This is a genomic window from Salinimicrobium sp. 3283s (genome assembly GCF_039602225.1).
Classification (GTDB): Bacteria; Bacteroidota; Bacteroidia; order Flavobacteriales; family Flavobacteriaceae; genus Salinimicrobium; species Salinimicrobium profundisediminis.
Genome location: NZ_CP143631.1, coordinates 2,995,732 through 3,015,611 on the forward strand (window position 1 = coordinate 2,995,732; position 19,880 = coordinate 3,015,611).

The 19,880-nt window shown below is 39.0% G+C and carries 18 protein-coding genes; 8 read left to right on the top strand and 10 right to left on the bottom strand.

Going from position 1 to position 19,880, the window contains the following annotated elements; genetic code table 11:
* Positions 1–80: 80 nt before the first annotated feature.
* The 7 genes from VS868_RS13320 to VS868_RS13350 all read right to left on the bottom strand — a co-directional run bounded on the left by VS868_RS13320 (position 81) and on the right by VS868_RS13350 (position 6,418).
* A complete protein-coding gene (locus VS868_RS13320) occupies positions 81–1,139 on the bottom strand; it encodes a nucleoid-associated protein (RefSeq protein WP_345598229.1) in 1,059 nt (352 codons plus the stop codon).
* 59 nt (positions 1,140–1,198) lie between these two features.
* Entirely contained in the window at positions 1,199–1,708 is a 510-nt protein-coding gene (locus tag VS868_RS13325) for a hypothetical protein (RefSeq protein ID WP_266070294.1), read from the bottom strand.
* A gap of 50 nt (positions 1,709–1,758) precedes the next feature.
* Positions 1,759–2,772, bottom strand: a complete 1,014-nt coding sequence (locus tag VS868_RS13330; protein ID WP_266070293.1) for a COX15/CtaA family protein — start codon at positions 2,770–2,772, stop codon at positions 1,759–1,761.
* A gap of 28 nt (positions 2,773–2,800) precedes the next feature.
* Complete coding sequence (locus tag VS868_RS13335; RefSeq protein WP_345599838.1) at positions 2,801–4,225, bottom strand: HD domain-containing protein; 1,425 nt, start codon at positions 4,223–4,225, stop codon at positions 2,801–2,803.
* Positions 4,226–4,303: 78 nt separating this feature from the next.
* Complete coding sequence (locus VS868_RS13340) at positions 4,304–4,678, bottom strand: GxxExxY protein (RefSeq protein WP_345598232.1); 375 nt, start codon at positions 4,676–4,678, stop codon at positions 4,304–4,306.
* Between the two features lie 71 nt (positions 4,679–4,749).
* Entirely contained in the window at positions 4,750–5,319 is a 570-nt protein-coding gene (locus VS868_RS13345; RefSeq protein WP_266070290.1) for an L-threonylcarbamoyladenylate synthase, read from the bottom strand.
* Positions 5,303–6,418 (bottom strand): glycosyltransferase family 4 protein, encoded by a 1,116-nt coding sequence (locus tag VS868_RS13350; protein WP_345598235.1) that lies wholly within the window; start codon positions 6,416–6,418, stop codon positions 5,303–5,305. The genes VS868_RS13345 and VS868_RS13350 overlap by 17 nt, the downstream gene beginning before the upstream one ends.
* Positions 6,419–6,609: 191 nt before the next feature.
* Here VS868_RS13350 and VS868_RS13355 point away from each other — a divergent pair, with 191 nt between their 5' ends.
* Positions 6,610–7,368 carry a lipopolysaccharide kinase InaA family protein gene (locus VS868_RS13355; protein WP_266070288.1) on the top strand — a complete coding sequence of 253 codons (759 nt, stop codon included), beginning with the start codon at positions 6,610–6,612 and terminating at the stop codon, positions 7,366–7,368.
* Between the two features lie 72 nt (positions 7,369–7,440).
* Here VS868_RS13355 and VS868_RS13360 read toward each other — a convergent pair whose 3' ends face one another.
* From VS868_RS13360 to VS868_RS13370, 3 genes are all read right to left on the bottom strand, one after another.
* A complete protein-coding gene (locus VS868_RS13360; protein ID WP_345598238.1) occupies positions 7,441–8,148 on the bottom strand; it encodes a family 20 glycosylhydrolase in 708 nt (235 codons plus the stop codon).
* Positions 8,149–8,289: 141 nt separating this feature from the next.
* The gene (locus tag VS868_RS13365) at positions 8,290–9,996 is read right to left on the bottom strand and encodes a RagB/SusD family nutrient uptake outer membrane protein (RefSeq protein WP_266070285.1); all 1,707 of its coding nucleotides are present in this window, start codon (positions 9,994–9,996) and stop codon (positions 8,290–8,292) included.
* A gap of 11 nt (positions 9,997–10,007) precedes the next feature.
* Positions 10,008–13,013, bottom strand: coding sequence for a TonB-dependent receptor (locus tag VS868_RS13370; protein ID WP_345598241.1), 3,006 nt, complete (start codon positions 13,011–13,013; stop codon positions 10,008–10,010).
* A 423-nt stretch (positions 13,014–13,436) separates the two neighbouring features.
* Between VS868_RS13370 and VS868_RS13375 the strand changes: the two genes are divergently transcribed.
* From VS868_RS13375 to VS868_RS13405, 7 genes are all read left to right on the top strand, one after another.
* Positions 13,437–14,567, top strand: a complete 1,131-nt coding sequence (locus VS868_RS13375) for an SIS domain-containing protein (RefSeq protein ID WP_266070283.1) — start codon at positions 13,437–13,439, stop codon at positions 14,565–14,567.
* Complete coding sequence (locus VS868_RS13380) at positions 14,564–15,490, top strand: PfkB family carbohydrate kinase (RefSeq protein WP_345598244.1); 927 nt, start codon at positions 14,564–14,566, stop codon at positions 15,488–15,490. The genes VS868_RS13375 and VS868_RS13380 overlap by 4 nt, the downstream gene beginning before the upstream one ends.
* Entirely contained in the window at positions 15,480–16,424 is a 945-nt protein-coding gene (locus tag VS868_RS13385; RefSeq protein ID WP_345598246.1) for a carbohydrate kinase family protein, read from the top strand. The genes VS868_RS13380 and VS868_RS13385 overlap by 11 nt, the downstream gene beginning before the upstream one ends.
* A 2-nt stretch (positions 16,425–16,426) precedes the next feature.
* Entirely contained in the window at positions 16,427–17,248 is an 822-nt protein-coding gene (locus VS868_RS13390; RefSeq protein WP_345598248.1) for a class II fructose-bisphosphate aldolase, read from the top strand.
* 104 nt (positions 17,249–17,352) lie between these two features.
* Positions 17,353–18,345, top strand: coding sequence for an amidohydrolase family protein (locus VS868_RS13395; protein WP_345598251.1), 993 nt, complete (start codon positions 17,353–17,355; stop codon positions 18,343–18,345).
* Positions 18,346–18,520: 175 nt separating this feature from the next.
* Positions 18,521–19,282 carry a transcriptional repressor AgaR gene (gene agaR / locus VS868_RS13400; protein WP_266070277.1) on the top strand — a complete coding sequence of 254 codons (762 nt, stop codon included), beginning with the start codon at positions 18,521–18,523 and terminating at the stop codon, positions 19,280–19,282.
* Positions 19,283–19,333: 51 nt separating this feature from the next.
* On the top strand, positions 19,334–19,876 hold the full coding sequence (locus VS868_RS13405) for a hypothetical protein (RefSeq protein ID WP_345598254.1): 543 nt from the start codon (positions 19,334–19,336) through the stop codon (positions 19,874–19,876).
* Positions 19,877–19,880: the final 4 nt, after the last annotated feature.

Genomic DNA, 19,880 nt, shown 5'->3' on the forward strand with positions numbered 1-19,880 from the left:
TAATAATAAAAAAAGAGGTCTCAAAAATGACATTTTGGAGACCTCTTTTTATTAGTGCTGGTACAAGAAAAGAAGTGGACTTAACTCTTATTCTCTTTATTAAAATATACCAGGTAATAATACATTTGTCGTTCTTCATCCCATCCTTTTTCCACAAATTTCTCAGCAGATTCGGGATTGATAAAGTCCATCTTGATCTGGATATTGGTGTCTAGATTGATGGTGTTTTTAATCGATTTTCTCGCAGCTGTTACGGCTGTGTTAGAGATTGGGAAGCTGGTGAGATCTTCAATCTTGTATTTTGGAGCTTTTTCGGTCTTGTAATTCTGAAATTCAGGAACGAGAGCCGGGTTGTCTATCACTGAATTCAGGAAAGCAGTCTCTTCAAATTCATCGTTCTTGGCGAAGTAATCTACACTTCGGTTCATAAACATCACTTCTTCCTTTTTATCTTCCGCAGGAAGTACCACGTCTTTAGCGAAATTCTGGCAGAACTTCAGGTACTTTTTGGTGTGGAAATTCTCATCGGCCAAAACATCAACTCCGAGGAAATTCTCCAGCCAGTATTTAGTATCGTATTTATTAGAATCGACTGAAAGGATCTTGAAACCTTCCTCCCGATTTTTGTTGAAAATAATTGCTCCTTTGTCAAGCTTGTTCAGGTTGATTCCCTGCTGAATGATCATCTCCAGAATGCTTTCCTTTTCCTGGAACTGCAGGAAATCGTGCTTTAATTCAGACTTAAAAATACCAATAGCAGTGGTCTTTTCATTGTCAAGCATCATATTGTCAAAAAACACAACATAAACCTCCCCACTTTTAATATGCGGGTGTGCCGATTGTTCAAAGAGCAGGGTAGTGATCTTTTTTGACTGCTCATGAATGGTTTGAGGTGAATCAAAGATTTTGCAGGCAATGTCGTACAACGGATTGAACTCTACATCTACTTCATTTGTGAACTGGAAATAGTTTTCTTCCTTATCTCTAAAAGGCTTTAAAAAATATTCCTTTATGAGCGGGGTGATCTCGTCATTAAGATGAAAAGGCTGGGCAGAAAGAAAGATGTTCTCATTTCTGCTCTTATTGCCAACCCTATGAATAGACAGGGAGTCAATGTGAGCGTTATATAAATTGATCATATTGAAAAGTGCGGTTAAATTACCGGATTAATAAAAGCTGAAAAATAGGAAAATCTGGACTAGTTCCAGTTTTCGTCAAAAGAAAGATCGTCGTAGTCGTCTACGTCAAAATCGTCATCATAGTCGAGACCAAGGTCGTCATCTTCGGCCTGGAAATCTTTCTCGGGTGCGCTCACCGGGAGCTGCCCGTGAACAAAAAGCAGGTTTGGATAATCCATTTGTGGGTCGGGTTCTGCGATTTCGGCCAACTCTACAAGAAAAGTCCACATGCTAAGAAAATCGTAGACATAGATGAGTTTGGTCTGTTGTTCAGAAACCACATCATCAAGGGTAGTCTCATTCATAACCCTTACAGAACCTGTACCTTCGGTCACATCAAACTGGGAAATCTCTTCGCCCTGGTTCCAATCATCATCACTAATGTAGAAAGAAGCCATCTCGGTGCCATCAAACCCGAAGGATTGTAAAATGGTATTATGTAAATCTTCAAGCGTATTGTCGGCCATAATTTCTATGTCACGAAATACGTCTTCTTCGGCATCGAGGATAATTCTAAATCTATACAGCATAATTCAAAAAATTGGATTGCAAAGATACATTTTTAGATGACAAATTTCAGCTAGCGACTAAATCTATGCAGGGTAAAAGTCATAGCCGTTAGCAGGAAAAATGCTCCTACCTGGTGGGCTACACCCAGCCATAAAGGCACGGCATATATCAAAGTGAGTACCCCCAGCAGGAATTGCAGAAAGACAAGGCCTACCAGCCAGTTGATCCCTTTTTGCTGCGGAAGGGTAAGCTGTAAATTTCTTGATTTATACCATATGAAGAGAATAATGGCTACCACGCCGTACGCCAGATAGCGATGTACAAACTGAACGCCACTTTTACCTTCAATGAAATTACGCCACAAGGGTTTTTGCTCTATGTAAACGGTCTCATGTATCCATTCGCCACCGGTCATTTTTGGCCAGAAATTGTGGATCCATCCGGCGTCGAGGCCGGCTACAAATGCGCCCCAGATGATCTGTAAAAGCAGGACGACCATTCCCACCCAAACCAGGTTCCTGAAGCTTTTGTTGATGTCTTTTTTCTTAGGATAAACCAAATCCATAGCCACCCAAAAGCAGTAGGCAAAAGTGAGGAATGCCGTGGTTAAATGGGCAGCAAGCCTGTAATGACTCACGGCCGGCATATCTACCAGGCCGCTCTTAACCATATACCAGCCTAAAAATCCCTGGAAACCACCTAAAAAGAGCAGTACGAGAGATTTGTAAATAGTGGGTTTTGTAAGTTGTTTGGTGATAAGAAAATAGAGGAAAGGGATAATGAAAACCACTCCTATTAAGCGCCCAATAAGCCTGTGGAGCCATTCCCAGAAGTAAATGCCTTTAAAATCTTCGAGAGTGAAATGGTAATGCAGTTTCTGGTATTCGGGAAACTGTTGGTAGAATTCAAATTCCTCAACCCATTGCTCTTCTGTAAGAGGCGGGATAGTGCCGGTAATGAGTTTATAATCGGATATTGATAACCCGGAGTTGGTAAGGCGGGTGATTCCACCAACCACTACCATTACAAAAATTAAGAAACAGCCGGTGTACAGCCAGTAAACTACTTTTTTATTGTCTTTCATGGGGATAAATGTGAAGGTAAAGCATGTCTTATTTTGGAGATAAACCTATTTCCTTTCCTTTTTGAAGCATATAAGCTTTTGCAGCGTCATAATCGTTGGGGATCACCCCTTCTAAAATGGCTTCTTTAATGGCATCTTTGATGATCCCAATCTCGCGTGATGGTTTCAAACTAAAAGTATCCATGATCTCTTCTCCCGAAACCGGCGGCTGGAAGTTACGTACATGGTCGCGTTCTTCAACTTCTTTAATTTTTTGCCTTACAAGCTTAAAGTTGTTGTGGTACTTTCTGTACCGTCTCGGGTTCTTTGTGGTAATATCGGCTTCACAAAGCGTCATCAGGTCTTCAATGTCTTCACCGGCATCAAAGATGAGTCGGCGTACAGCCGAATCGGTCACATCTTGTGACAACACGATAGGGCGGGAGCTCATGTACACCATTTTTTGTACAAACTTCATCTTTTCGTTGAGGGGCATGCGCAGTCGCTTGAAGAGCTTAAACACCATTTTTGAGCCCACAAATTCATGACCGTGGAAGGTCCAGCCCAGTTTTTCATCAAACTTCTTGGTGGGAGCTTTCCCAATGTCATGTAGTAATGCAGCCCAACGCAACCAGAGGTCATCTGTGTTTTCTGAAATATTATCTACAACTTCAAGCGTGTGCCAAAAATTGTCTTTGTGGCGCTGCCCTTCAATTTCATCAATCCCTTCCAAAGCCGTGAGTTCAGGAAGAATAATGGGTAATAGCCCGGTTTTATGAAGTAAGCCAAATCCTACTGAAGGTTTCGGGGAAAGCAGGATCTTGTGAAGTTCATCTACAATCCTTTCCCTCGAAATGATCTTGAGTCGCCCCCTGTTTCGAATAATTGCCTGTAGCGACTCCTTTTCAATCCTGAATTGCAATTGAGAAGCAAAACGCACTGCCCTTAACATTCTGAGAGGATCATCAGAATAGGTGATATCGGGATCTAACGGCGTGCGAATAACGCCTGAACTTAGGTCCTGAAGCCCATTAAATGGGTCCAGCAGGTTTCCGTAAGTGTCTTCATTAAGGCTAAGCGCCAGGGCGTTGATGGTGAAATCCCTGCGGTTCTGGTCATCTTCAAGACTTCCGCTTTTAACGTCGGGATTTCTGCTTTCTTCGGAATAACTTTCCTTGCGGGCGCCTACAAATTCTACTTCCATGTCATAAGCCCTGAGCATGGCAGTTCCGTAGTTTTTAAAGATTTGTACTTTAGGTTTATGCGGAAGCAACTCAGAAACTTTCTGCGCCAGTTCAATTCCGCTGCCCACAGCTACTATATCAATATCTTTGTGCTCGCCACGTTGCAGGATATAATCCCTTACAAAGCCGCCTATAACGTAACTTTCCAGTTCCAGCTCTGTGGTTGCAAGAGAAATTACTTTGAAAATATTATTGGTTAGGGCCTGTTTATAGTTGTTCACTTTTATTATTCTTTTTTTCTGCTATGAATCTCAAATGGGCTCATTAAAAATGCTACTTTTTTTTTGCCACGAATTCACGAATAATCTTTATAAAACAATTCGTCGATGATCCAGCAGGTCTTTATGAAAATTAGCCAATATTGCTAATCGGCAATTAGACACTTTTAGGTAATTTATGCATTGAGAAATAAATTTATCATTGATATCCTCTACTGCCTTTATTTCCAGAATTATTTTATCCTGTATTACAAAATCAGCATAAAATTTATGTGACAGAACAATGTCTTTATAAGATACAGAATATTTTTTTTCGCGAGTGAATGGAATTTTTCTGTTTTTAAGTTCATATTCCAGCGCATCCTTGTATACTATTTCTGAAAACCCGCTACCTAAATTATTATATACCTCAAAAAGGGCGCCTACAATGGCATAACTCTCATTTTTGTATATAATATCGGTCATAAATTTAAAGATTCGTACTATTTGAGTAAGAGCCAGGAAATATTCGTGTATTCGTGGCTCCTTTGGTTTTATTATTTTCTAATCACCTTTACTTTCCCGTCATTACTCAGCTTGATTATAGCCGAAGGTTTAGGGGTTTTAATTGCCTGCTGTAAATTTACCACGTAGTCTACGCCATCTATAATCTCCTTGCTTATTTCGCTAAAAGAATTTGGAGTGGGTTGGCCGCTTAGGTTTGCAGAAGTAGATACCAGGGGTCGCTTAAGTTTTCTTATAAGCTGCTCGCAAAATTTGTCTTTGGTCACCCGTATACCCAGCGTATTGTCTTCTCCTACCAGGTTTTCGGCCACTCTTATAGGTTTGTCGTAAATTATAGTGGTGGGTTTGGCAGCATATTTCAGAATGTCGTAAGCCACTTCGGGTACTTCTTCAATAAACTGGTTGAGCATTTTAAAATCAGAAACCAAACAGATCAATGCCTTTTCCTCACTTCTTCTTTTAAGGGCAAAGATCTTGTCTATAGCCTCAGGATTGGTGGCATCACAGCCAATTCCCCACACCGTATCGGTAGGATATAGAATTATTCCGCCTCTTTTAAGGACGTTAAAAGCATTGTTGAGTTCTTCAGTGTAATCTCCCATTTAGTGCGTTTTTATATGCTTCCAGGGTCTTCCCGGCCATAATCTGACTGGTGAAGGATTCAAATAGTTTGTTCCTGGATATTTTTGCAAAGTTCGGGATTACCTGCGGATTTTCAAGTAAAAACAGCAGGTTTTCGCCCAGCCCTTTAAAGTCATAAGGATCGCTCAATAGGCCGTTGATTTTATCTTCAATAACTTCGGGGATTCCGCCTACATTGGTGCTTACTACAGGAACTTTGTAATAAAAAGATTCGTAGATCACCTGGGGGATGCCCTCACTTTTGGAAGTGTGGAGCAGCATGTCAAACTGTGGAATAAAAGCTGAAGCATCCGGAATATAACTTGAAAAAAACAGATGATTTTCGAGATTGTATTCCTGCACAAGGTCTTTAAGAGCAGGGGTTAGCTCGCTGAAGTTACCCATCTGAAAAAAGTAGAGGTCCTTCAGGTTCTTCTTGTTTACGAGAAAATCTGCGGTGCGAACAAAAGACTCAAGGTTCTTTGCATCAATATGATTCCCAATGTTGCCAATAATTTTTGAATGCTCCGGAAGCTTATATTCGCTACCTATCCAAAAAGGGCATTTTTGATCTTTATTTTTCAGGCTTGTGCCGTGATAAATTACTTCAAACCTGTCAGGATCACTCAGAGTCTCCAAGCTCACGCGTTTTGTTTCTTCTGAAACACATAAAATGCGTTTAATCTTGGGGTAATTGTATTTAAAAAGGGTTTGGCGGCGTGCCCTGATGGGGAAACTGGTCTTTTTACTGAAAATAAAGGGAGGCAGGTCAAAAAAATGATCGGCTAATACGGCCAGTGATAGTGCATTGGGATCATGAATATGGATGAGGTCAATTTTTTCCCTTTTTGAGACCTGAATGATTTTTTTGACATACCTGAAGTCGAAACTCGTAAAAACGGGAGCAGTATAATGCCTTAATTCTAGATTTTTAAGGCTTTGCTCAAAAAGGCTTCCTTTTCTGCACAGTATAATATTGGATACTTCCGGATGGTGTTCAGACATCTCCAGGGACAAGTTTTCAATATGTTTTTCACCGCCGCCCCAATTTCTTACTGCCGATAAATGAAGGATATTCATATATTTTTTCTGTATAGGTCTTTTCAAAGCCTGGTATTGCGAATTTATAATAAATCTATTCAAGGCAGGCAGGGAAGAATCTGGAAACAGGTATTTCTAAGGATGCTGTGGAGGTGATGAGGCTTATAAATTCTGAAGTTTAAAGTTAATGCAAACTCAAATAGCTAACTTTGCAAAAAGGTTGAGAAAATATGAAGGTAGTTGTAAGTGCAGCATATTCATCTTATAAAAAAGAGATTATTAATGCTTTAAATAATTTTGAAAAGGAAGGTCGAAAAATCGGTCCGGGAAAAAGAAATGTTTTAAAAGCAGTAGTCATAAAGAAGAAAGAGCTTAACATTAAAGCTTTTAAGATCCCTAACGTTGTAAATAAAATTGCTTACAGGTTTTTTAGAAAATCAAAAGCCGAAAGATCTTTTATATATGCCAGTGAACTTTTAAAAAGAGGAATTAATACTCCGGCTCCTGTGGCTTATGCTGAAGAAACTACTTCTTTTTCTTTTTTAAAAAGTTATTATGTTAGCGAACAGCTGGAGTACGATTTAACTTTTAGGGATATTGACCTCGACAAAAAGGGGCATGAAGAAATTCTACGCGCCTTTACCAGATTTACTTTCAAATTGCATGAAGAAGGGATTGAATTCCTGGATCATTCCCCCGGTAATACGCTTATTCAAATTAACGAAAACGACTACAAATTTTATCTCGTGGATCTTAACAGGATGAATTTTAAATCGCTTAATTTCAATGAACGAATGAAGAATTTTGAACGTCTTACTCCAAACAAAAAACAGGTGGAAGTAATGGCGGATGAGTATGCTAAATTAATCAATAGGCCGAAAAACGAAGTTTTTGAAAAGATGTGGTCTTTAGTAGACACGTTCTTTAAGAACCGTGGGAAGAAAAGGAAATTAAAAAAGCAATTAAAGAAGTCGGTAGGAATTAAATAGATCAAAAGGAGTTTTAACCTTTTATATGCTTCAGAAAAAAGTTCAAAACTACCTTAGAAGACTATAAAGGGATTAAGCAAAAGTGATTTTTAAAGTATCTTCCCAGCTATAATAGCCATCTTTTGCTGTGAGTTCGGGATATTTTTCGCTTTCCAGGCGGTATAAACTGTAACCTCCCCAGGAATTATCACTAAGATGTAAATGAACTTCATTCATCTTTACCCAGGCCATAATCCTTATAAAATTCTTCAATTCATCTACAGTAAAAAACTTTCGGGCCATATCAATCATTAGTATGGGTTTTTCGTACTGTGGGGAGTCGATAATTGTGCAGGCTGAAAGTTTACCATTTTGGTTAGCCTGAGAGAATAACTGCAGCAATGTTCTGGTAGCGTGAACCAGGCCAGTGTATGAGTCGGCTTTTATAGCGGTATTCATACCCAGTTCTATCTGGTAGGCATCCTCTTGAGCTTTAATGTTTAAATACGCTGTGTCAAATTCCAGGTTGAGAACAGAATCTCCCGGAGCATCAACAAGCGGAATCTCAAGATCTATCAGTTCAAGTTTAAATCTATGTAACAGTAGTTGTTCTTTATTATTAATATCAGAAGGGAATTTTACATGTATTGCTTTAAAATGTATTTGACTTCCCGTGGGATTCCACTGTTGGGGTGCAGGGACGATATTTATGGAATGTTGGGCAAGAGCACAGAAGTGGACTAATGCAACAATAAAGATTAGAGTTAATTTTTCATGAAAATTGGGAGAGGGGTTATACAATTAGCTACAGCCTAATACAGGATATGAGCAACAGAAACAAAAATATAGTAAAAGCCCTGCTGAAATTTCAGCAGGGCTTTTACAGTAGAGGGTAATTATAATTAAGGAAGTCTTATGCCTATTATTTTAGAAATTCAGTAATTATTGAGTGGGGTTCTGAGTTAAAGTTCCGGGGTATGAATTGATTGCATCTTGTGGAATGAAGAATATCACTCTATAATCAGTGGCTGAAATATCCTCACGCTGGTTGTGGGGACCTGGATACTCCCGTTTTAGAGTTTTCCCATTCCTAAAAACATCGTAACTTCGTTCTGCCTGGAAAGCAAGTTCCAATTGGCGCTCCTTATCAATTAATGTGCTGGCGTTTGTATCGCTTATTTCATTATATCCTCCGTTTACAATAGAACGTTCTCTAACAGTATTTAAATCTGCCAAAGCAGCACCATAATTTCCTAATTTCGCATAGGCTTCTGCTCTATTGAGATAGATCTCTCCTAAACGGCTTATAACAGGGGAGTGCAAATGCGATTCCTCTCCTTCAAGTGAGGCTTTGGTAATGTAAAATTGAGGGTAAACCCGGTTGAGTGTTATATAGTTGTCTATAACTCCCGTATAAGATTTATTTCCATATTGAATAGAATAAATACCCTGTTCACTGTCAATGGGAGTGAGTGAATAATCGTTAGAGCCTTCTGTTGCAGTAAGGTTACCGCCGTTTCGGGTAATCTCTGCCTGTACATAATTTAAAACTTCGCCATCTTCCTTAATAAAACGAAAAACTTCGGTGTATTCTCCTGTCTCAGCATTTGTTGCATAAGTAGGGCGGATGAAAGCTGCACGTGCATCTTTCATGTGATAGCTTTCAGGACGCCAGTCATTTCGTCCTGTTTCACTTAATAATTCGAGGTGTCTGGCACTGGCATACATTTCTCCCCAGCCCATTCCGCCTATATTGGCATACATTCCCCCTACACCATAATAGTGATCATAACCCGAGAATTCTGAAGCTACACGTTTAATTGCAAATATTGTTTCTGGATTGTTTTCAGGAATATAGGTGTTATATTTCATGAACTGTTCTCTTGGCAATAGAGAAAACTTGCCAGAATTGATCACTTTGTCAGAGTACTCTATTGATAGTTGAGCGAATTCTGTGTTTGGAGATTCATAAGTACCGCTCATGTACAAATATATACGCGATAACATGGCTTGAGCTGCTTCTTTTGTAGCATAGATTGGTTCTTTATCTAGAGTTAAAAGTTCCTCTGCTTTTTTCAGGTCTTTAATGGCTTGCAGGTAGCTCTCTGCTACTGTAGCGCGATCGGGTAATTCGAGGTTGATAACATCTTCAGGAGTGCCATTAACAATAGGAACTCCCAGGTTTGTTTCTGGATTTTGATAGTATGGACGGCCAAAAGCCCGGGTAAGATAAAAATACATCATTCCACGAATGTAGTATGCCTCACCTATACTGTTGTCTATTTCTGTACTCTGCCCCTCGTCAATCATAGCTATGACATTAGAAGCTTGAGCAATAGCTTTGTAACCAGAATCCCAGAACTGGGTGAGTCTATAGTTGTTGGGAGTGCGGGCATAGGAGATAAATTCATAAAAAGCATCTGTAGATGATCCACGTATCATCATATTGTCTCCTGCATATTCTCCCATCCTGTGCATGGGATCCGACCATGCTTTTAACTGTGCATAGGTTCCATTTAGCAATGCCTCAAGCGCAGCATCAGGATCATCTACAATTGTTCCAGAATCCATACTACCATGAGGTAAGCGGTCAATTTCACAGGCTAGAAATAATATTGCGGCCAAGAAAGTTGTAAATATTTTTTTCATGATATTCCTATTTAAAATGATACGTTAAGTCCAAACATATATTTACGAGTGGAGGGATATACACCTGGACCAGTTGATCCCATAATAGCTCCTCCGCTACCTGCTGGGATTTCAGGATCTACTCCGGAGTAATCTGTAATTACAAAAAGATTTTCTCCAGATAAAGAAACACGCAAATTGTCTATTGATAATATGCTGGTAGGAACATTATATCCTAGCGTTAGAGATCGTAGCTTCAAAAAATCACCATCTTCTAAAAAACGTGTAGAAGGTGCATTTGCTTTGTCTTGATTATTATATCTAGCAATGGGATGTGTGGCTATGTCGCCTGGTTTTTCCCAACGACTCCAATCTGGTCTCAATTTCATTTGATTTCTGTCTGTGTATGTTCCGTCGGAATCATATTCTTGTCGGGAGTAGTTATAGATTTTACCTCCTATGGCAAACCCGAACATGGCGCTGAGGTCAAATTGTTTGTAATTTATAGCAGTTGAAAAACCACCAAAAAGATCAGGAGACACCTTTCCTGTTTTTTCATAGGTAGCTTCTGAGTAATTGCTGGTAGTAGTTCTGGATAGTTCGTTTCCTTCATCATCTCTCTCCACCTGATACCACAAGGGTAATCCATTTTCCGAATTTACACCGGCCCATTCCTTGAGGTAATAAGTGTCAACAGGGCGACCTGGTTCTAACATGCGTTGTGCAGAACCTGCAATGCCGAGTCCATCACTTATAATTATAGGTCTGACTATGTAATTTCCATTAGCATCTTTTGTTTTGTACAGTTGGGTTAATTCATTGGTATTATGACCCAAGTTGAGATCTAAGCTCCAGATTAAATTTTCATTTTGGATGACATCTCCTCCAAGACCAAACTCAAATCCTTTGTTTTGCATTTCACCAATATTTTGCCATATACTGGTTACACCCGTCAATCCAGTAATGGGAACCCGATAGAGAATATTTTCTGTGTTTTTAATGTAATAATCAAAAGTAAATCTCAAACGATTTTTAAAGGCAGTTGCGTCTACTCCAATTCCGCTTGTATAAGTTTTTTCCCAGGTGAGGTCATTATTTCCTATTTGGCTAATAAGAGCTCCTGGCTGTTCATTATAACTAGCACCACTAGAAACAGAGTATAAATCGTACTGGGGATAAAGAGATGTTGGTCTATTTCCTACTGAGCCATATGCTGCGCGCAATTTTAAGGCATCTATTTGCTTTGCCCGGAACCATTTTTCTGTATGAATATTCCATCCTCCACTGACGGAAAAGAAATTGCCATATTTGGCATTCTCCCCAAAATTAGAAGCCCCATCTCTTCGAAAAGAGATCTGAGCTAAATATTTACGGTCATAAGCATAATTAGTATTAAAAAGAACTGATTGAACGGCCCATTCACTAATACCTCCTTTAGTACGTTCAGGTTTGGCCACGACATCCAAAACCTCAAATCCTGGAATAAAACCTGTGCCGTAAGCGTCGAGAGATGCACCTAGATAATCATTAAACTCATAAGCTATTAAGCCTTGTAGATCGTGCTTACTCCATGTTTGATCGAACCTTAAAATTTGGTTAGTATATCGGCGGGTACTTTCCGATCGGTAATCTGTTATTCTTCCACCTACACTTTCACCACCATTTGAACGCGGATCGGTATAGCCATTAGCTTTATAATGAGTGTAGCGATAGCTGTTGACAGAAGAGAAAGTTAACCAATTGGTCAGTTTGATGTCAAAATCCATATTACCCATGAACTGGTAGTTTTTATTTGACGAGTGATTCCATTGGAGATCATATAAATAATTTGTACTCGCACTATTCACCCAACTGCTGGATCGGTGAGATACAAGGTTTCCCTCATCATCATAAGGACTATCCCATGGCAGGTTGGAGTACATAGCTGTTGTAGAATATTGACGATCCTCAACATCGCGCAGGGAACCCGTCAAAGATGGTTTAATTGTAAGCCATTCAGTTGGTCTGTACTCGGTATTTAATCTGAAGTTGTAACGTGTGTAATCGTAGCCTTTTACTGCTCCTTGTTCATCATATAAACCCAGGGACAAATAAGAACGAAGAGTCTCACTACCTCCTTGAACAGAGACATTAATATCCTGCGTAAAACCATTTCTTGTTGCCAAATTCCACCAATCAAAGTTACTATTCCGTAAATCAGAATTCCAGCGAGGAAACGATATCTGGTCAGAATTAGAAAATGAAGCATAATAGTCATAAAGCTCTGTTCCATTCATCATTTCCAAATTTCCATTAGTTAACTCATTAAAGCCAATGTTGGAGGACAGACTTACTGTTGTTTCTCCCATTTTAGCCCTTTTAGTTGTTACTACAATCACACCATTGGCTCCCTGTGAACCATATATGGCGGTAGAGGCTGCATCCTTTAGAATTGTTATAGATTCAATATCGTCCGGGTCCATTTCTCCTGCATCAGATCCTATTATAACTCCATCTACTACCCAAAGAGGGCTGGTCGTTCCGCTTAAAGTTGCCTGCCCACGAATTACCACACCTCCTCTTGAACCTGGCTGCCCGGATCCTGGAGCCACATAGACTCCTGGAGCTTTTCCATTAAGCATATTTTCCACAGAAGGGGATGTAATATCTCTCAATTCTGTGCCTCCAACAGTTTCTAAAGCTCCAGTAAGACTTTCTCTTTTCTGGGTGCCATAACCCACTACTACAACTTCATCTAAAGCAGCAGCACCTTGCTGGAGCGCGATATCGATTTCGCTCCTGTTGTTAATATTAATTTCCTGAGTGGTGTAGCCTAAGTATGAAATAACTAAAGTTGCGTTGGCGGGAGCCTCAAGTACAAAATTCCCGTCAAAATCGGTCATGGTGCCATTAGTAGTGCCTTTTTCAATGATGTTGACACCTGGAATAGGGATTCCTGTATCATTGTCTACGACTTTTCCGCTTACTTCTACTGTAGTTTGTCCCAACATAATGATGGAGAAGAGTAGAAAATAAGTGGTTAATACGATTTGTTTCATAAGTCTGTTAGAGTTGTTTTTTTGGTTAGTTTTAAGAAGTTGAACAGAAATTAAACAGTAATCGAAAGAATTTATTCTTCGATAACTTCTGCTAAGTTATGTTTTTGCGTATTAATTCCAAACAAAATATTAATAATTATTTATGGAATTATGAGTGTTTTACTGTTTATGGATGTATTTTCTGTAATGAATGCCTTATAATATAAGGGTTTCGCCTCTATTCTGAATAAATTTTAAAAATTGTAAAATTGGAGGTGTATATAAATTAATTTAAATGCGGAAGTATTAATTAGCTAAATAATAGGCAAACGAATATTTTTAATTTCCGAAATATTTCATTTCTTTTGTAAAGACAAATTTTTTTGTAGTTTTACTTGAACAGTTAAATTGTCAACTTTATCACCCATCTTAAAAATAAAATTTGTGAATATATACACGCAACAGGAGATTACAGGGCAGCCCGAAATATGGCGGTTAACCTTTGAGTTGATTCGGCAGAGATCGAAGGAAATAAATGAATATTTACAGCCTATTTTGGCAAAAAAGGAATTGCAGATCCTTCTGGCTGGTGCCGGGTCTTCTGCTTTTATAGGCGAGGCAGCCCAGGGTATTATTCAAAAACAAACAAATCGTGATACAAGAGCTATAGCTACGACCGATGTTGTGACTCATCCTGAAAATTTCTTGTGTGTAAATCGCCCTACTTTGCTAGTGTCTTTTGCCCGTTCTGGGAATAGTCCAGAAAGTTTGGAAACGCTGAAGTTAGTCAATCAGTTCTGTGAGGAGGCTTATCATTTGGTGATTACTTGTAATAAAGATGGTGACTTGGCTCAGTACGCTTTGGCTCATCCAAAAACAGCCTTTGCTTTTTTATTGCCTGAAGGTGCCAATGATAAGAGTCTGGCTATGACTGGAAGTTTTTCTTCTATGTTGCTTAGTGTTTTATTGATCTTTAGTAAAGAAAATGTAGAAGAAAAGAAAGGCGAAATAGCCTCTCTTGTGCGACAGGCTCAAAATATACTTGCGAAAAAGAAAGATTTAAAAGAAATAGCTACAGCAAAATACGAGCGGGTAGTTTTTTTAGGATCTGGACCTTTATTAGGAATTGCGCGCGAATGTGCTCTTAAACTTCAGGAGCTTTCTGATGGGATAGTTATTTGCAAACACGATTCTTTTCTTGGATTTAGACATGGCCCCAGGGCGGTTACCAACGAAAAAACTTTGATGGTTTACTTATTCTCATCAAACGACCACGCATATCAATATGAATTAGATCTTGCTAAATCTATAGCCGGCGATGAGCGAAATATAGCTTGTGTTACTATAGGTAGGGAGCAGGAGGTTGAATTAAATCCGCTTCTTAATATCGATCTTAATTTTGAAAAAGGAAAAGAACTTTATATAGTAACAGTGGCCCTGGTTGGGCAGTTGTTAGGATTATACACCTCCCTGGAGCTTGGCCTGGACCCCGATAATCCCTCAAAATCTGGTGCCATAAGCAGGGTCGTAGAGGGTGTGGTGATTTATGACTATCCAAATAGTACAAAAGCATGATCTTAAGTGTTTGTCCAAATCCTTCTGTAGACACTTATGCATGGATCGACACCTTTAAAGCAGGTGGGGTAAATCGCATAGAGCGGGTGGAGGAATTTCCGGGAGGCAAGGGAGTGCACGTGGCCCTTGCCCTTGCCGAGTTAGGTAATACATCAAGCCTAATAGGTGCATGGGCAGGAGGTGCAGGTAATTGGATTAAAGACCAATGTGCGCAGAAGAATGTAGCTGCTTTAGGCATTGAGCTGGAAGGTAACAATAGAAAGTGTTACACGTTTCGGTCGGGTAAAAGTGAGATAAATAATTCTGAACTGCTTGAACCTGGACCTGAATTCACCTCTCAAAAATGGCATTTTTTTAAAGAGTTTTTCCAGGATGCAATTGGTAATACCAGGATAATTTGCATGGCGGGTTCCTGGCCTGAAAATGCCCCCGTAGATGCTTATGCGCAGCTTATTGAAGCAGCAAATAAACAAAATGTTCCCGTGATACTTGATTGTACTGGGATTCAACTGAAGGAGGCACTTAAAAAAGGGTTTTTTGGGCTTCATTTAAACCAGGAGGAAGCCAAAAATTTATGCGGGAGTGAGGATATCCAAGATGTAATGAAATTTCTGAGTGGTAAGGTAGAGATGGTGGCTTTAACCAGGGGAAAAGACGGGCTGGTGCTTGCATATCAAAACAGGGTTCTATCGGCAAATGTAAAAATAGACAAAGTGGTAAGCACGGTAGGCAGTGGCGATTGTCTTACAGCCGGACTGGCACATGCCATTTCCAGGAATTTAAGTATCGAAGAAACAGCTGCATATGGAGTAGCATGTGGCGCTGCAAATTGCCTTTTTGAAGACCTGGGCCAGTTAAGAATAAATGATGTAAAAAGTCTTTTGCAAAGAGTTGATATAAAGGAAATAATACATGAGGCGTAAAAAATTATTGGTGGTAGGGGAGTTGAATATTGATTTGATCTTAAACAACATCAACGGATTTCCCAAAATAGGCGATGAAATTGTTGCTGAAGAAATGGATTTTACACTTGGTAGTTCTTCAGCTATAATGGCTTCCAATGTGGCAACTATGGGGACTCTCACTTCTTTCTGCGGAAAAATTGGAGCAGACAGGTTTGGAGAATTTGTGCTTACTGAACTTCAGAAGAAGAATGTAGATACCGGCTATATTAGGAAATCTGATACCCACAAAACCGGAATTACCATAGTTATGAACTACGACCAGGACAGGGCAAATGTAACTTATTGTGGGGCGATGGAAGATTTTACAATTAGTGACATTCCGTGGGGGGCATTAGATGAATTCGATCACTTTCACCTTTCCAATTTTTACCTTCAGAAAGGTATTAAACCAGACATTTTAGAAATTTTCAAAAAAGCTAAAGCCGCCGGGCTTACTACATCTCTTGACTTGCAGGTAGACCCCGAAGATAAATGGGATTTTGACTATAAAAAAGTCCTGCCCTATGTAGATATCTTTTTTCCAAACCAGTCTGAATTGCTCAATCTTACCAAAAAAGACAACCTGGAGGAGGCAATTTTAGCCTTAAAACCTGAAGTAAATACTGTAGCTATTAAAATGGGGACTGAAGGATCACTTTTGATCTCTGGAGACGAGCGAATAATTGAACCTCCCTTTATCAATCGGTATTTTAAAGACGCCATAGGTGCAGGTGATTCTTTCAATGCCGGGTTCATTCATGAATATCTCAAAGGCTCTTCCTGGAAAGCCTGTTTAAAAAATGGCAACCTTATGGGGTCTTTAAATACAACCTGTGCAGGAGGTACCACGGCATTTACTACCGCTTCAGAAATAGCATTAAAAAAACAACAAATCGAGAATAAAGAACTTTAAGTATGAACCTAAAGGAAAAATTACAGGAATTTACCACTCAAAAAAGAGGTTTACTGGCTACCAATTTTTACAATCTTGAAACGCTGCACGGGGTGCTGCAGGCCGCTGCAAATGTTGGGGAGCCAATAATACTTCAGCTTACCCAAAGCTCTATAGATTATATGGGTTTAGATACTGCCGTGAAACTTGGTAGGGCGGGCTTGAAGCAATTTGGCGTTGAAGGTTGGATTCACCTTGACCATGGTGGTTCTGTAGCGCTGGTGCAACGTTGCCTTGATGCAGGTTTTGATTCTGTAATGATAGACGGAAGCGAACTTCCATTTGAAGAAAATATAAAAATTACTCGTGAAGTTGTTGAAAAGGCTAAAAGTTACGGGGCACATGTAGAGGCAGAGCTCGGTTTTGTTGCCAAGCTTGGCCAGGAACACGGGCAACAGGGCTTTACCCAACCCGGGGAAGCAAAAGAATTTGTAGAAGCTACCGGTGTCGATGCCCTTGCTATTGCTATTGGGACTGCCCACGGGTTTTATAAAGAAGAACCTAATTTAGATATTGATTTACTTTCAAAAATAGCAAAAAGTACCACGGCTACATTAGTGTTACATGGTAGTTCTGGTGTGCCACATCAACAGGTGCAGAAAGCTATTTCTAACGGAATTTGTAAGATCAACCTGGCCACCGAGATCAAGAATATATTTATGAATACTTTAAAAGAAAGATTGGCTACCAATGAAGAAATTGATCTTAGAAAAGTATTTCCTATAGCAACACAGGCTATAACTCAATTAGTTTCTGAAAAACTGGAAATGGTAAAGAACGTTTAAGCCCTACTTCAGAAGATAAGAAAAGATGTGTCAAAATCAAAACCTGAATTAACCGATGGCTTAACGTGAAGAGAATCCTTAAGTGATCAGTAAAAAATATCATTATGTTAGACAATTTTATAGATGCTCATGTTCATTTAAATACACGTTCTACTGCTAAGCTCGATACAGCAAAAAAATGGAATGCAAGGTTCTTATCTATTAATACTGATATTCCGTTTTTTGAAAGTATAGAGGAGCAGGAGGCAGTTATTCACGATCTTCAAAAAGAATATCCGCAGGGAATAAAATTCATCACAAGTTTTGATACAAAATTCTGGAATACTGAAGACTGGTTGCCTCATGCCATGCAGCAAATAAAGATTGGTTTGGCTAATGGTGCTGCAGGTGTGAAAATTTGGAAGAACATCGGGATGGATAAGTCGGTGAAAGATAAGGATGGGAAATTTGTTATGGTTGATGATAAAAGATTTGATCCCATTTACGAATATCTTGCTAAAAATGACATTTTGCTTATTGGGCATCAGGGAGAACCCCGTAATTGCTGGTTGCCCTTAGAAGAAATGACGGTTAACAGCGACCGCGATTATTTTGCCGGTCATCCCGAATATCATATGTTTAAGAATCCCGACTATCCTTCCTATCAGGCACAAATGCAGGCAAGGGATAATGTGTTGATCAAGCACCCCGGTTTAAAATATGTGGGATTACACCTTTTTAGCATGGAATATAGCCTTGACGAAGTTGCCAAAAGGCTTGAAAAATTCCCTAATTCTAAGACCGATTTAGCCGAACGTATTTGTCATGTACAATTACAGGCTATGGAAGATCATGATAAAGTGAGAGAATTTTTCATCAAATATCAGAACCGGATAATATATGGTACAGATGTTATTGAAGATGGTTCTATGACTGATGAAGAAGTTAAAAATAGGTTTGAAGGATTATGGCAGGCCCACTGGGATTTTTTTGCCACTTCTAAAGAGCTCACTGCGCCCGAATTCGACGGAAGTTTTAAGGGCCTTGCGTTACCATCTGAAGTTCTGGAAAAGATTTTTCGTGATAATGCCATCAAAACTTACGGTTTTCTTACATAAGAAAGAGAGGATTAATTTTATCTTTTAAAAAAATTCAGCAAAATTTAAATAAAGTTGTTCGAAAGAAGAACTTTATTTACTAGATTGACAGTAAATTACCGAAACTTAAAATTAGTGTAGGAATTTATTATTTTTGCAAAATCCTTTCGTTCTTAAAGAATCAATCGTAAAAGTTATGAATAAAACAGCGTATCGCAGATCTCTTATTTTAGAAAAGCTAGATGATGCAGGCCAGGTGAATGTTACCGAATTAAGTCAGTTGCTCAACGTGAGTGAAGTTACTATTCGCAATGATCTTGATAAGCTAGAAAAAAATAAACTCTTAATAAGAGCTCATGGCGGTGCTTTTAAAGCAAATAATATTGCTTTAAATGTTTCGGAAAAGAAAAAAATAAACCTCGATTACAAACGTCTTATCGGGAAAAAAGCAGTGAGTCTCATCAATGAAGACGAGAGTATAATTTTAGATTCGGGAACTACAACTTTCGAATTGTCAACAAACCTGAAAGATTTTAAGAACCTCACTGTAATTAGCAATGCCCTTGACATTGTAAATAATTTATCCCAATACAAGAATCTGGAGGTCTTTATGCCTGGCGGCTATTTAAAAGAATTTAGCATGTCTTTAGTGGGGCCCATGGCCGAGCGAAACTTCAGGCAGTTATATTGTAATAAACTCTTTCTTGGAGTAGATGGCATAAAGGAAAATTCAGGAATTTACACACATTATATGGAGGAAGCCTATCTCAACCAAATCATGATTGAGGTGGCCGAAGAAGTAATTGTAGTGGCCGATTCTTCCAAGTTTAAAAAATCTGGACTTGCATTTATTTGTGGCTTCGATAAAATTGATAAAATAGTGACCGATGCAGGGATTGAACCCGAAATGGAGGAAGCCTTAAAAAAGAAAAATATTGAAGTAATTAAGGCGCAGTAAACCCTAGGGCGCTTTAATTTTCTTATTTTTACAGGAGCCTAACAAGTCGTAATGTTTTATTTGGCCAATTACTGGCAGCCCAATTTTACTATAGATATTACCTTCTACAGCAATACAAAAGAAGTGCCTTTTTATCTTACAGCAAATCGGGTAGAGAAAAAGAAACCGGAAACCCCTTCATTTTCAAATGAAATGTACCATCCATTTGGTGCTTTTTTTATTACTGAATTGTTTCAGAGGAAATTGAAAGACCTGGAGTTGATTGGTGCAAAAAAAGTTGCGGCCCGGCTGACTCTAACTTTGGCAGAGGTGTCAAAAATGGCATTTTCAGCAGGTGTTTCAGCAAAAGATATCGCCCCAAAAACTTCAGGTGTAGTTTCCATATCTTCCAAACTTTTACATGAAAAAAGGAAATTGGTAAACAATAGTCCTTTTCCGGTAGCCTATGAGCTAACTTCCGCAGAAAACAACAAAATTATTGATGAAGATTCCGTTTATGTCAAAGCTGGAATTTTCACCAGGTTATTACACAGCAACAATTTTACAACTTCTGGCCACTTCAAGCATTTAGAGGCTGTAAGCATTTTGAAATAAACAA

Excerpts from the sequence above, each read along its gene's own strand:
- VS868_RS13320 (WP_345598229.1), bottom strand. The coding sequence starts at position 1,139 with ATGATCAATTTATATAACGCTCACATTGACTCCCTGTCTATTCATAGG.
- VS868_RS13325 (WP_266070294.1), bottom strand. The coding sequence starts at position 1,708 with ATGCTGTATAGATTTAGAATTATCCTCGATGCCGAAGAAGACGTATTT.
- VS868_RS13330 (WP_266070293.1), bottom strand. The coding sequence starts at position 2,772 with ATGAAAGACAATAAAAAAGTAGTTTACTGGCTGTACACCGGCTGTTTC.
- VS868_RS13340 (WP_345598232.1), bottom strand. The coding sequence starts at position 4,678 with ATGACCGATATTATATACAAAAATGAGAGTTATGCCATTGTAGGCGCC.
- VS868_RS13345 (WP_266070290.1), bottom strand. The coding sequence starts at position 5,319 with ATGGGAGATTACACTGAAGAACTCAACAATGCTTTTAACGTCCTTAAA.
- VS868_RS13350 (WP_345598235.1), bottom strand. The coding sequence starts at position 6,418 with ATGAATATCCTTCATTTATCGGCAGTAAGAAATTGGGGCGGCGGTGAA.
- VS868_RS13355 (WP_266070288.1), top strand. The coding sequence starts at position 6,610 with ATGAAGGTAGTTGTAAGTGCAGCATATTCATCTTATAAAAAAGAGATT.
- VS868_RS13365 (WP_266070285.1), bottom strand. The coding sequence starts at position 9,996 with ATGAAAAAAATATTTACAACTTTCTTGGCCGCAATATTATTTCTAGCC.
- VS868_RS13370 (WP_345598241.1), bottom strand. The coding sequence starts at position 13,013 with ATGAAACAAATCGTATTAACCACTTATTTTCTACTCTTCTCCATCATT.
- VS868_RS13380 (WP_345598244.1), top strand. The coding sequence starts at position 14,564 with ATGATCTTAAGTGTTTGTCCAAATCCTTCTGTAGACACTTATGCATGG.
- VS868_RS13385 (WP_345598246.1), top strand. The coding sequence starts at position 15,480 with ATGAGGCGTAAAAAATTATTGGTGGTAGGGGAGTTGAATATTGATTTG.
- VS868_RS13390 (WP_345598248.1), top strand. The coding sequence starts at position 16,427 with ATGAACCTAAAGGAAAAATTACAGGAATTTACCACTCAAAAAAGAGGT.
- VS868_RS13395 (WP_345598251.1), top strand. The coding sequence starts at position 17,353 with ATGTTAGACAATTTTATAGATGCTCATGTTCATTTAAATACACGTTCT.
- agaR (WP_266070277.1), top strand. The coding sequence starts at position 18,521 with ATGAATAAAACAGCGTATCGCAGATCTCTTATTTTAGAAAAGCTAGAT.
- VS868_RS13405 (WP_345598254.1), top strand. The coding sequence starts at position 19,334 with ATGTTTTATTTGGCCAATTACTGGCAGCCCAATTTTACTATAGATATT.